Source organism: Anabaena subtropica FACHB-260 (assembly GCF_014697105.1).
In the GTDB taxonomy this organism is placed as follows: domain Bacteria; phylum Cyanobacteriota; class Cyanobacteriia; order Cyanobacteriales; family Nostocaceae; genus Trichormus; species Trichormus subtropicus.
On sequence record NZ_JACJRF010000005.1, the window covers coordinates 183,960 to 197,062 of the forward strand.

Consider the following 13,103-nt stretch of genomic DNA (forward strand, 5'->3'; position numbering starts at 1 on the left):
AAATGGAGCAAGAAGCGCAAGCAGCAGCTTTAGGGGATACATCCAGAGCTAAAGCTTTTGGGATCACCCAGGCAAATGTAGAGGAAATGATGCAAGAGCGATCGCATCTTTTACAAGCTGTGCTACCAGCTTTTAATCAGTTTTGCCAAACTAGTCTCAAAATACCACCAGAGAAGATGTTACCAGTGTTGTGGGACTTGTGGCTACCACTGGGGATCAAAATAGCAGCACAACATCAAAAGTTAAAGCGTCCCTTTATTCAAGGAATTTTGGGTAGTCAAGGAACTGGTAAAACTACAACTTCCCTGGTGATTGGATTAATTCTCCAGCAGTTAGGATATCGTACCTTGAGTTTATCTTTAGATGACTTGTATAAAACTTATAGCGATCGCCTAACTTTATTAGAACAAGACCCACGTTTAATTTGGCGTGGTCCACCAGGAACCCATGATATTGACTTAGGCTTAGATGTACTAGAACAAGTCCGCCAAGGAAAAAGTCCAGTAATTGTTCCCCGCTTTGATAAATCTGCTCATGCAGGTGCAGGCGATCGCACTACTCCAGATATCATCACAGGAGTTGATATTCTCATCTTTGAAGGATGGTTTGTTGGTGTCCACCCAATTGATCCCAGGGTTTTTAGTTGCGCCCCACCACCGATTATCACAGATGAAGATAGAGCCTTTGCTCGTGATATGAATCGTCAGCTAAGTCAATATTTACCACTGTGGGAGAAATTGGACAGTCTAATTTTGTTATATCCTACTGATTACCGTTGTTCTCTGGAATGGCGCAAACAAGCCGAACAAAAAATGATTGCTACTGGTAAAGCCGGAATGACAAATCCACAAATAGAAGATTTTGTCAATTATTTTTGGCGATCGCTCCATCCAGAATTATTTATTAAACCCTTATCTCAATCTGCTGAAATAGTCGATTTAGTAATTGAAATCCACCCTGATCATACATTTGGTAAAGTTTACCAACCGGAATTCGGAATTCAGAAGAATCTATTCTCAACCTCTAGCTAGGCGATGGTGAGAATTTAAGAAATAAATAGGAGAGGATGACTGTTTAATGTATAGTTGACAGCGATCGCGTCCGGTCATTTTAGCTTGATATAGTGCGCGATCGGCTGTGTCAATAATTTCTTGAAAATCAGAGTTGGGTGCAGGAATTTCTGTAGCTACTCCAGCACTTAAGGTGACACAAGTATTAACTTGAGAACTTATATGCGGAATTGCCAGTTCCCGCACAGCAGCGCAGATTGTGGTAGCTAAATGAATAGCTCCGTCAGGATATGTTCTGGGTAAGATAACTGCAAATTCTTCGCCACCATAACGGGCAACTACATCAGCCGGACGATTAACACTGTCTTGGATAGCTTTTGCTACCAATTGTAAACAGCGATCGCCTGCCCGATGACCATAGGTATCGTTGTACGCTTTAAAAAAATCAACATCACAAAGAATGAGAGACAAAGGTAGTTGATCCCGTGCCATACGCTGCCATTCTTGAGCGAAATATTCTTCAAATTTGCGGCGGTTGGCTACTTGAGTTAACTCATCAATCGCCACTAACCTTTGTAATTCTCGGTTAGCCGCTTCTAGTTTTTGTTGGAGATGAGATTGCTGAATTAAACGTTTGACCCGTTGACGCAAAACCGGCCAGTGAATTGGTTTGGTGACATAATCAATTGCTCCCACCTCAAACGCACGGTCAACTGATTCTTGATCTTCCAATCCCGTAATCATTAACACTGGAGTGTACTTACCATCATCTAGTGACTGCAAACGAGTGCAACACTCGAAACCATCAAGGTCAGGCATAATAGCGTCCAACAGTACGATATCAGGTTGCAGTTCTTGGAAAACGCTTAAAGCTTCTCTGCCATCTTCAGCCTCGGCGGTGCGATAGCCTTCACATTGTAGAGAAAGCCGCAGCTGCGATCGGATGAATGGTTCATCATCAACAATGAGAATTAGGGATTGACCTTCTGGAACCGTAGCGTTCATGATATCTCCTGATTAATTTCTTTCTGCAAAGCTGTTTGGACTAGTTCATACTCTTGACGTAATTGTGAGCCAAGTTCTACACAACCGTCTAAATTTTGACTGCGGCCTTTAGCTTCTAGCAGTTTACAAAGTTGTGCTAAAAAAACTGCCCCAACTGAGCCACTGCTAGATTTAAATTTGTGGGCTGTCTTCCAGATATCCTGGGTATTTTCTCTGGCAATTGCTACATTTATCTCTTGGATTAATTTCGGGGATTCAGTGAGATAACAGTTGATTAATTCAGCAAATGCTAATTTATCTCCTCCTAACATATCCCGTAATGCTTGTAAGATTTTTGTATCTATCGTTGCAAATTTTAAATTATTAATCTCTTTTGATGTCTGATTTTGGCTACTGATTATTTGCGGTGATATCTCCGTATCAATATCTAGAGAAGCAGCCTCGCTTAGTGCTTTGGATAACTCTTCAAGTTGCAGGGGTTTACTAATGTAGTCATTCATACCAGCAGCTAGACAAGCTTGGCGATCGCCCCGCATGGCATTGGCTGTCATCGCAATAATATATGGAGGAGAACTAGCACCCCAAGTTTGACGAATGATTTGGCTGGCTTTTAATCCATCCATTTCCGGCATATTCACATCCATCAGCACTAGATCGTAGACTTGACGTTGTAAAGCTTCCAGCACTTCTAGTCCATTAGCCACTACATCTGCTCGATAACCCAATTTTTTCAGCATCAGTAAGGCAACTTTCTGATTCACAACTATATCTTCTGCTAGCAAAATCCGTAGAGGTGTTTGCTCTGCCAAACATGAATTGATTGGCAAAGAATCAGCAGTCACAACATTAGCGCGAATTGGTAGATTTCCCAAAGCAGAGGTTAAGACCTCATAGAGTTGAGACTGTTTAATTGGTTTATTTACACAGGCTGCAAATTCAAGATCACTCAAGTCAATATCTGGTTTACCCCAAGAAGTCAAAATCACCAAGGGTAAGTTTTGATAATTAGGGCGCTGACGAATCTGGTGTGCTAGGGTGATACCGTCCATTTCTGGCATCTGTACATCTAAAATAGCAATATCAAAGGGTATTCCTTGATCAAGTAGCACTAAAGCTTCAGTACCAGATTGGGCAGTGTAAGTTTCCATCTGCCAAGACTTGGCTTGTAATCTTAAAATCTGGCGATTGGTAGGGTTATCATCGACAATTAATAACCGCCTACCGATTAACGGGACTGGGGAAGTCTTGGAAGTTTCTAAATCTGCATGAGCAACCACGGGAACAGTCATAGAAAAATAAAAGATGGAACCCGTAGTCACAGAAGTAGATGAGACTAAGTTTCTGGCTTGCCATCCAGGGGGAGGATTCCCACCAACACAACCCCGACTTTCTACCCAAAGATTGCCACCCATCATTTCGCCCAATCTTTTACTGATCACAAGTCCTAGCCCCGTCCCCCCATATTTTCTGGTCATTGAGGCATCGGCCTGGACAAATGGTTGAAATAATCGTTCCATTGCCTCAGGGGCAATACCAATGCCTGTGTCTTTGATGGTAAAGAGAATTTCGCAGCCATTTTTGGCTTTGCGACTGGAAAATGACTGGCTACGCACAGAGACGACAACTTCTCCTTCATGGGTAAATTTGATGGCGTTATTCAGGAGATTTGTTAATATTTGTCGCAGGCGAGTGACATCTCCGAGGATTTGGGCGGGTACTTGGGGATGAATTAGATAAGCCAGTTCAATATCTTTTTGGGCAGCTTTGGCAGCTAAGAGGTCAACTACTTGCTCTACACAAGTTCTCACCTCAAAAGGTTGTTCTTCCAGTTCTAACTTACCAGATTCAATTTTTGAGAAATCCAGAATGTCGTTAATGATGCTCAACAAAGCATCACCGCTATTCAGAACTGTTTCTACAAAGTCTCGCTGTTGGGGTGTCAAGTTAGTCTCCAGTAGCAATCCTGTCATGCCGATAACAGCATTCATGGGTGTACGAATTTCGTGGCTCATCATGGCCAAAAATTCGCTTTTTGCCCGATTGGCTGCTTCTGCTGAACGTTTTGCCTGTTCTAGGGCAAAGTTTTTGATGGTGAGTTCTTGCCGTTGCTGGGTTTCTTGCTCTAATAACTGGGCTTGGGCTAAGGCTATGCCCAGTTGAGCGGCTACTGCTTCTAGTAATTCCACTTCCTCTGGAGTCCACTGACGGAAATATCTACACTGGTGTAGACAAATGGCACCGTTGGGTTCTCCCTGATAAGAAGTGCGGATGGCTAATATGGACTTTACCCCAATGTCACAACAGCTAGGTACTGATGTCTGAAGTAAAGGATCTATGTAGACGTTGGCAGAGGCGATCGCTTTATCTTGTGCCATCATCTGTAAAATGTGATGATTGCCATTTGTGGTGAATTCCCATTTCTGCATTGAGCAGTAATCGTGAACATTATTATATTCAGCAACTAGGGGAATCCGGGTTTCGGGATCACTAATATAAGAATGTATCAAACAGCGATCAACTCCAAATGCTTGCCCGATTTGCGTCGCAGCAGTTTCAAAAATTTCTTTACTATCCAGACTCTGACGAATTTTCTGGGTAATTTTTTCGAGTAACAGGGTGCGGTGTAATTGTCGTTGTAATGCTTCTTTTGCTTGTACCGATTCGCTAATATCTTTGATGGAACCAACCATCCGCACTGGTTTACCCTGTTCATCCCATTGAGCGATCGCATGAACCAGCACCCATTTATAGCTACCATCACAGCAAACTAAACGATGCTCTACCACACAATTAGGAATTTTACGATTGAGATAATTTCGCTTAACAGTGAGGACTCGTTCATAATCATCAGGATGGATGTGACTAATACAATCTTCATTAGTGCCAATGGGTTCATAGTTTGGTTCTTTGACCAATTCTGCCCACTGCACTGAGCGAAAAGTTTGATTTGTGATCATGTTCCAATCCCAAATCGCATCTTGATTACCTTTAATGACTAATTGCCAACGTTCTTCACTTTGTCTGAGGGCTTCTTCAGCTTGTTTACGTTCAGTAATATCAATGGCAATTCCGCCAATTAGGCACTGTTCAGGTTTACTGGAGATGGGAAATTTATAAACCAAAAAATCTCGAACTGTTCCATCAGCGCAGGGTGCAGCCTCCACAGCTTCCATTACTTGCTGAGTATGAGCAACCACTTGAATGGTTTCTAGGAAACTTTGAGCAAATCCGGGTTCATAGATATCAAAAATGTTTTTGCCTATGAGTTCTGGTGTTGGCAATTGAAAAGTCCGCAGATATGTTTCGCTGAGATAAACAATTGTGCCATCCCCATCTGTAATCCAAGCAGGTGTAGGACTGTTATTCATGAAGGCTTGAAAACGCTCTTCGCTACGTCTTAGCAATAATTCAGCGTGTTTGCGTTCAGTGATGTCACGATTCACGCTAATTGTCGCCACAGTTTGTCCTAGTTCATCTTGCAAGGCGACTATAGTTGTTTCACAAATGCCTTCGCTACTATCTTGACGAACAAAGTTAATTTCTCCTGACCAGCGTCCTTGTTTGGTGATGTCTGCAAAAATTGCGTCATTTAATGCTGCATCTTCTTCTGGTTTATATAAAATACTGATAGTTTGTTTTCCACAGATATCATCTTTGCTATAGCCAAACATCCTCTCTGCGGCTGGATTCCAGTCCAAAATTTGCCCCTGTAAGTTGGCGATGATGACGCCATCATACATATTTTCAAAAGTGAGGGCTTGCCTCCGCAAAGCAGCTTCGGCTTGCTGGCGTTCGCTAACATCAGTTTGAATCCCAATAAAGTGGCTTAAGTTACCGTTTTCGTCATATATAGGCGAGATACTTAATTGATTCCAAAACAAAGTACCATCTTTGCGATAGTTACGCAGAATCACTTTGCAATTTTTGCCTGCTTTGAGAGCTAATCGCAGTTCGTTGAGTGGAGGCTGCTGGTTGTCTATACCTTGCAAAAAACGACAGTTCTGCCCAATGACCTCTGTAGCTTTGTAGCCTGTAATTTGCTCAAAGGCAGAATTGACATAAATCACCGGATAATTTGGCAGTCTAGCATCGGCAATGATAATGCCATTACTGCTGGCGGCTAGCGCTCTCTCCCGCAATCTCAAAGTTTCTTCAACTAGCTTCAGGTCGGTAATATCAACCATGAATCCCCGCAACATTACAGGAGTTCCATCAACTTGCACTACATTGGCAATTTCCCGCAGCCAGACAACTCTGCCATCAGCTGCTAACATTCGATATTCAAATTCATGATTTTCACATCTGGCTGTTGCTTCTTGGGAAAATCTGACAGCCCAATCTCGGTCATGGGGATGGAGATGATTTATCCAAAAATTTTCCTCGTACCATTGGGTGACAGAATATGCCAATAAAGTTTCTACTTGCGGCCCGACGTAGGTAAAATTCCAGGTTTTTAAATCGACTTCCCAAGGTATAACTTTGACCGTTTCTAATAACTCTCGCAAATGGGTTTCGCTGGCACGCAGAGCGATTTCTATCTTTGTTTGCTCTTCAATTCTGTCAGCTAGTTCTTGGTTGATTCTGCCAATCTGATAATTGCTCAGTTTGGTGGCTTGAGCAAAATAAATCAGTAGTGTGACAACTCCAGCATTGAAAATTCCTGCTACTAATACAAATGTTGGTAGAGGTGAGAATAAATTTGTTAATAGCTCTGGTGTTGGATAAATCTGCAATTGCCAAGTAACTTTGTGAAAGTCAATGTTCACCACTTGTTGCCAGGATGGCGGCATAAGTGACTGTGTATCTTGGCTATAAATTAATTTTTTGCCGTCATATATCCGAATTTTGTAACCCTGCGGTATGTGCAGAACTGAATCAAAAAACTGTTTAACTTCAAAAACTCCTATGATTGAGCCATCAAATTTATCTCGCATCCATAAAGGTACACAAGCTAAAAATACGCGATCGCCTTGGATGAGGTTAATTGTGCGAGTTAACGTAGTTTGATGGCTCTGCCGTGATTTGACTAACGCAGTCCGTTGTTGAGATGTTGGACTCTGGGCGAAATTTTTTGCTAAAGAAACAGTCCGAAGCACACGCAATGATGGATCAAGCAATTCGATGGCTTGATAGCCCCCGTAATCTTCAAGATACGCTTGTGCTTCTAGTTCCCATTGTCTCTGGGAAATGCCACCGTGAATTTCCCAATGTTCCGCCATCCGTTCCAATGCCAGAATGCGAGTATTCAGTTGTGTTACTAATTCGGTTTTGGTGGCGATCGCTTGTTGTTGAATTAGCTGTTGAATACTCATTTGCTCTTCGGCTACTAATCTCAGCCACAGCATAACCACCACAAATAGAATGACAATGCCAACCAGCAACGGCAGCAAATTTTGTTTGCTAAAAAAGTTCACTGAATTACATCGGTGATATTTGTGCTGCCTATTCACTTATTCAACCTCCAGCACTTTGGGCATTGGTTCTACTACTTACCACTAGTCTTTTATTTGTATGTCAATAAAAATACTAATAACAACAGGACATTCACTTAAATTATTTTCTGGTAAAACCGAGATTGGAAATCCACCTCAAGTCCAATATTTTTTACATAGAAATATTTATTGGGAATTATGTATAAAATTTGTAAACAGAATAGTAATTTATCCCTGCTTAATTCACAATCAAAGTTTATTTAACTTTAACATTTATATAATTCTTTAATTTTAAAGTTATTAATTTAAAATATAAATAATCAATCAAAAATATAGCCATTAAGCTGTTATTTGCTGCCTTAAATAATTATTTTTTCTACTAAATATTTGTGATCTCCATGATTGTAATATTATATCAATCATAAATTATTCAAAAAAGTTAAATAAATTTTCACTTTATATTCTTCATGGAAAATTGATTATTTACAGTAATTTTCATCTAGATGCGGTACATTATCCTAGCTTCTAGCCTCTCTTCCCTATAAAAATCTACTGTAACTAATCGAAGAAAGCTGTATATTATGGAATACCTGGTAATAGGAGAATGGGAAGAGAGAGTAAGGAGTACAGGTATATGTAGAGTGAGCTTCCCGCAGAATACAATACGATAAAAACTATTGACTATTTATGCCATGTAATATATCAGTGTCTTGAATGAATGGTCTTGACTAAATCGTAAAAAGGCTGCCAATTATCTTCCTGAGCAATTGGTTCCCAAACTTCTTCAACTACGGGTCTTAATAATGCAGTTTTTGGGTTGTGATCAGCAAGAGTGTGACTAATTACATCCATTTTTTCAGGATAGAAATCATTCAAAATTTTATGGTAAAGTACACACCAATTATCAAAAATTGCATCTGTGCCTGATGGAGGAAGAATGTCTGAACTACTTAATACGAGTCCTGGCTCATCTCTCCATTTAATTGAAAATGTGCGAGCCATCTCATAAAAGAACTGATGATAGCCAACTTGACTCTCTTGCAAAAATTTGATGGTGAGACTTAAAAGTTCATCGGCTTCTGGGGTATCCAATTGCTCAAAGCCAAGTTTTTTCAACATCAAAGAGCGATATTCTGCATGACAGTACTCGCTAAATTTAGCTAATCCTGCCTCCATGTCAGCCTGATCAATTACTGCTCTTAATGGTACTTGGAGCATTTCCAAATTCCATTGACAAATACTTGGTTGTTGAATATAAGAGTAGCGTCCGTAATAATCAAAGTATGCGGCTGTGAAGTAGGGATTATAAGTAGGAATAAAGGCATAGGGGCCGTAGTCAAAGCTTTCCCCAGTAATTGACATATTATCAGTATTGAGAACTGCATGACAAAAACCTGCGGCCATCCATTGGGCAACTAGTTCGGCTACTCGTTGAACTAATTCTGCATAAAATAAAGCATATTTATCTGATTCATTAACTAAGTGTTGATAATAATGCTCAATTACATGATCTAACAGTTTCTTGATTAAATCTGAGCGTTGAAAATAGTGCAGACGCTCAAAAGTCCCGAAGCGGATGTGAGACTTGTTCATTCTCACCATCACAGATGAACGGGTTGGTGAAGGTTCATCACCCCGCCACAAAGCTAAACCTGTTTCAATCATTGTGAGACAGCGAGAAGTACGCACGCCTAGCTGGTGTAGTGCTTCTGCGGCTAAAACTTCCCGCACACCACCTTTGAGTGTCAACATTCCGTCACCACCACGAGAATAGGGTGTTCTACCAGAACCTTTTGTGCCAAAGTCGTACAATTCGCCATCAGTACCGCGAACTTGTCCATACAAAAAGCCCCGACCATCACCTAAATTGGGATTATACTCACCAAATTGATAACCGTGATAACGTAGTGCCAAGAGTGGTTTACGCCCTTGAAATTGACCAAAAGCCGCGATGAAATCTTCATCTGTCACACTTTGGGGGTCTAGTCCTAATCTTGGTAGTACTGCGTCATTACGCCAACGTAGAGTGAGCTGGGGAAATTCGGCGGCCGTCACCTCATCGTAGTAATCGTTACCCAAAGACTGCAAAGCTGGTTCATAGTTGAGGGCAATCAGAGGATTGTGATGATTATTGGTATTGGAAGTTTCCGCTAAAGTCATTGATAAGCCAATCTTAATTGATTCTTCCCTCAATATTATCGTTCTGCGGAAGTTCTTGTGAATTGCAACGTTTAATTTGCAATTCCAGTGAGTATAAAATGATTTTGTATCCCTTTTATGATCGAGGTGGCATTGATAAAGGATTATTTTGGCAGATTTTGGCTAGTCTGCAACGGGTAGCTATTGGTTACTCTTTAGCCGCCGTGATTGGTATTGCTTTAGGCATTGCGATTGGTGTGAATAAAACCATGTCTAAAGCTTTAGATCCTCTGTTTCAATTATTGCGAACTGTACCACCTTTAGCTTGGGTGCCGATTTCTTTAGCAGCTTTAAGACAAAACGAACCCGCCGCCTTGTTTGTCATCTTTATCACCGCAATTTGGCCGATTCTAATTAACACGGCTGTAGGTGTAAAAGAAATTCCCCAAGACTATAACAACGTTGCTAAAGTGCTGCAACTTTCCAAAAAAGACTATTTCTTTAACATCCTCATTCCTGCTGCTTTACCCTACATTTTTACAGGTTTGAGAATTGCCATCGGTTTAGCTTGGTTAGCAATTATCGCTGCCGAAATTGTCATGTCAGGTATTGTCGGTATTGGTTTCTTTATCTGGGATGCCTATCAGAACAACTACATCAGCGAAATTATTTTGGCACTAGTCTACATCGGTGTAGTGGGTTTATTACTCGACAAACTCATGGCTTGGATTCAAAACCTAATTTTACCGACAGAACAGAAGTAAGAGAACACCAAAAAATAAATTATCCGCAATTGATGGTTGGGTAGGGTGTGTCAGTATGAATAATTTCTAAGTATAGTTAGGTTCTGTCGCACTGACGCACCCCACAGTTTAGATATTTTTGATCTGAATATACCTAATTGATGGTTGATGATTAACGGTTAACAGTCAACAGTTAACCGTTGATGCTGAATATCAAATTATCCCTTATTAGTTATGTTTATAAAACTTATTCCCACAATTTAACTTTTTCATGGGAGGAAACTAATGATAAACATTGATTTATTACAATGATTATTCATTTCCATAAAGAATAAAAATTACTAATCAATCGCTTCAGGAATTAGCATTTTACTAATTTATTTTTTCAAGTAAACATAAGAGATAAGAAAACTCGCTCCACACAATATATTTTAGGATAAAACTAATGGTCGCACTCACACAGCTTAATCAAATTATTACCAACCCTGGACGATTAACAGTTGAAACCGTGGAAATTGCCCCTCAAACAACTGCTATTCGTTGCCTAGATTGGGATAGAGAAAGGTTTGATGTTGAGTTTGGTTTAAGGAATGGCACAACTTATAATTCTTTCTTAATTAAAGGTGAAAAAATTGCCTTGATTGATACTTCTCACCGCAAGTTTGAGCAGTTATATCTGGAAATAATTACAGGATTAATCGACGTAAATCAGATCGATTATTTGATTGTTAGTCACACTGAACCAGACCATAGTGGATTAGTTAAAGATATTTTGCAATTAGCTCCTAATATTACTGTTGTTGGGGCTAAAGTAGCTATAAAATTTTTAGAAGATATGGTTCACCAGCCCTTTAAATCAATGCTGGTGAAAAGTGGAGAACGGCTAGATTTGGGCAACGGTCACGAATTAGAATTTATTTCTGCGCCTAACTTACATTGGCCTGATACAATCTTCACTTATGACCATAAAACTAGCATTCTTTACACCTGCGATGTGTTTGGAATGCACTACTGCGATGATCACACTTACGATGAGAATTTCACTGTAATAGAAGAAGATTTTGCATATTATTATGACTGCCTCATGGGGCCAAATGCGCGGTCTGTATTGGCAGCTTTAAAGCGGATTGAAAAGTTAGAAATAGAAACAATTGCAACAGGGCATGGGCCTTTACTAAAAAACTATATTTCGGAATGGATTGGGCGTTATCAAAATTGGAGTTTAAGTCAAGCTACAACAGAGGCATTCGTCGCTTTATTTTATGTGGAAGATTACGGTTATAGTGAGAGCTTAGTGAGAGCGATCGCCTCCGGTATTGCAAAAACAGGTGTGGCAATAGAATTAGTAGCTCTGAATGATGCCGAACCCCAAGAAATCAGAGAATTAGTTGCACAAGCGGCTGGTTTAGTGATTGCAATGCCTCCCCAATCTTGCGTTGTAGTTCAAGCAGCTTTAAATACTATTTTGGCTGCTGCTCACAATAAGCAAGCAATTGGTTTATTAGAGTCGGGAGGAGGAGAAGATGAACCCGTTTATCCCTTACGTAATAAGTTTCAAGAATTAGGATTAATTGCAGCCTTTCCCCCTATTTTAGTTAAGGAAACTCCCACCAAAGTCATAGAGCAACTGTGTGATGAAGCAGGAACGGATCTAGGGCAATGGTTGAACCGCGATCGCACAATCAAACAAATCAAATCTCTCAATAGCGAAATCGAAAAATCTTTAGGGCGGATTAGCACAGGATTGTATATTATCACCGCCAAAAAAGGAGACGTTCAAAGTGCAATGCTGGCTTCTTGGGTGACACAAGCAAGTCTTAACCCCTTGGGAGTAGCGATCGCAGTTGCCAAAGACAGAGCCATTGCATCCTTAATGCAAGTAGGCGATCGCTTTGTATTAAACGTCTTGGAAGAAGGCAGATATCAAGGATTAATGAAACATTTCCTCAAGCGTTTTGCTCCCGGTGCAGATCGCTTTGCTGGAGTCAAAACATATCCGGCTGCTACCAATGAATCGCCTATTCTAGCTGAAGCTTTAGCTTACATGGAATGTGAAATCACCAGCCGCATGGATTGTGGAGATCATTGGGTGATTTATAGCACTGTTCAAACTGGACGAGTTGCCGAGGTAAATGCACTCACCGCCGTTCATCACCGCAAAGTCGGCAATCATTACTAAGTTTGTCAGTTGTCAGTTGTCCAATCTCCTCTCCTCACAAACAGCTATGTACAATCCTGCTGAACATAACTCAATCCCCATGTACGAAATCAATCGGGGACGTATCGTGCGAAGCTTGGAATTTATCCAAGATGTGATAGTGATTTGTCTGTGTATTGGTTTATTTAGCTTCATGGTAATTCAGGTGAGAGATATGTTTCTCTCCTTACTTCCACCCCTAAATTTTAATGCTGTCACTGCCGATATTCTCTTTTTACTAATCTTAGTTGAGTTATTTCGACTGCTGATTATTTACCTCCAGGAACATCGAGTATCTATTGGGGTAGCTGTGGAAGTTGCTATTGTTTCGGCATTAAGAGAAGTGATTGTTAAAGGTGTTTTAGAAACAAATTGGACTCAGATTTTAGCGACTTGTGCCTTCTTATTAGTTCTAGGAGTCTTATTAATTCTGCGAGTTTGGCTACCCCCCACCTTTGAAGGTATTGATCCTGAACAAGCAATATCTAAACGCCATAATAATCGAGTCAAATCGAAATTAATAGAAACTAACAGCCATTAAATCAATTCGCAATTCGCAGCCCATATCAAGAGAGGT

General features: G+C 40.5%; 6 protein-coding genes and 1 pseudogene. 4 read left to right on the forward strand and 3 right to left on the reverse strand.

Annotated features, from left to right (window positions below):
* Positions 1–2: 2 nt before the first annotated feature.
* The gene (locus H6G18_RS04915) at positions 3–1,031 is read left to right on the forward strand and encodes a glycerate kinase (protein ID WP_190405968.1); all 1,029 of its coding nucleotides are present in this window, start codon (positions 3–5) and stop codon (positions 1,029–1,031) included.
* Here the strand turns inward: H6G18_RS04915 and H6G18_RS04920 are convergent.
* The 3 genes from H6G18_RS04920 to H6G18_RS04930 form a co-directional block, all read right to left on the reverse strand.
* Positions 1,017–2,015 carry a response regulator gene (locus tag H6G18_RS04920; protein ID WP_190405969.1) on the reverse strand — a complete coding sequence of 333 codons (999 nt, stop codon included), beginning with the start codon at positions 2,013–2,015 and terminating at the stop codon, positions 1,017–1,019. The genes H6G18_RS04915 and H6G18_RS04920 overlap by 15 nt on opposite strands.
* Positions 2,012–7,465, reverse strand: a complete 5,454-nt coding sequence (locus H6G18_RS04925; RefSeq protein WP_190405970.1) for a PAS domain S-box protein — start codon at positions 7,463–7,465, stop codon at positions 2,012–2,014. Before H6G18_RS04925 ends, H6G18_RS04920 begins: the two co-directional genes overlap by 4 nt.
* A gap of 684 nt (positions 7,466–8,149) precedes the next feature.
* The gene (locus tag H6G18_RS04930) at positions 8,150–9,607 is read right to left on the reverse strand and encodes a protein adenylyltransferase SelO (RefSeq protein WP_190405971.1); all 1,458 of its coding nucleotides are present in this window, start codon (positions 9,605–9,607) and stop codon (positions 8,150–8,152) included.
* Between the two features lie 98 nt (positions 9,608–9,705).
* Between H6G18_RS04930 and ntrB the strand changes: the two are divergent.
* The 3 genes and pseudogenes from ntrB to H6G18_RS04945 all read left to right on the forward strand — a co-directional run.
* Positions 9,706–10,350 (forward strand): annotated as a pseudogene (gene ntrB, locus H6G18_RS04935) (nitrate ABC transporter permease); the annotation flags it as partial.
* A 424-nt stretch (positions 10,351–10,774) separates the two neighbouring features.
* Positions 10,775–12,508 carry a diflavin flavoprotein gene (locus tag H6G18_RS04940; RefSeq protein WP_190405972.1) on the forward strand — a complete coding sequence of 578 codons (1,734 nt, stop codon included), beginning with the start codon at positions 10,775–10,777 and terminating at the stop codon, positions 12,506–12,508.
* Positions 12,509–12,554: 46 nt separating this feature from the next.
* Positions 12,555–13,067, forward strand: a complete 513-nt coding sequence (locus H6G18_RS04945) for a phosphate-starvation-inducible PsiE family protein (protein ID WP_190405973.1) — start codon at positions 12,555–12,557, stop codon at positions 13,065–13,067.
* Positions 13,068–13,103 lie beyond the last annotated feature (36 nt).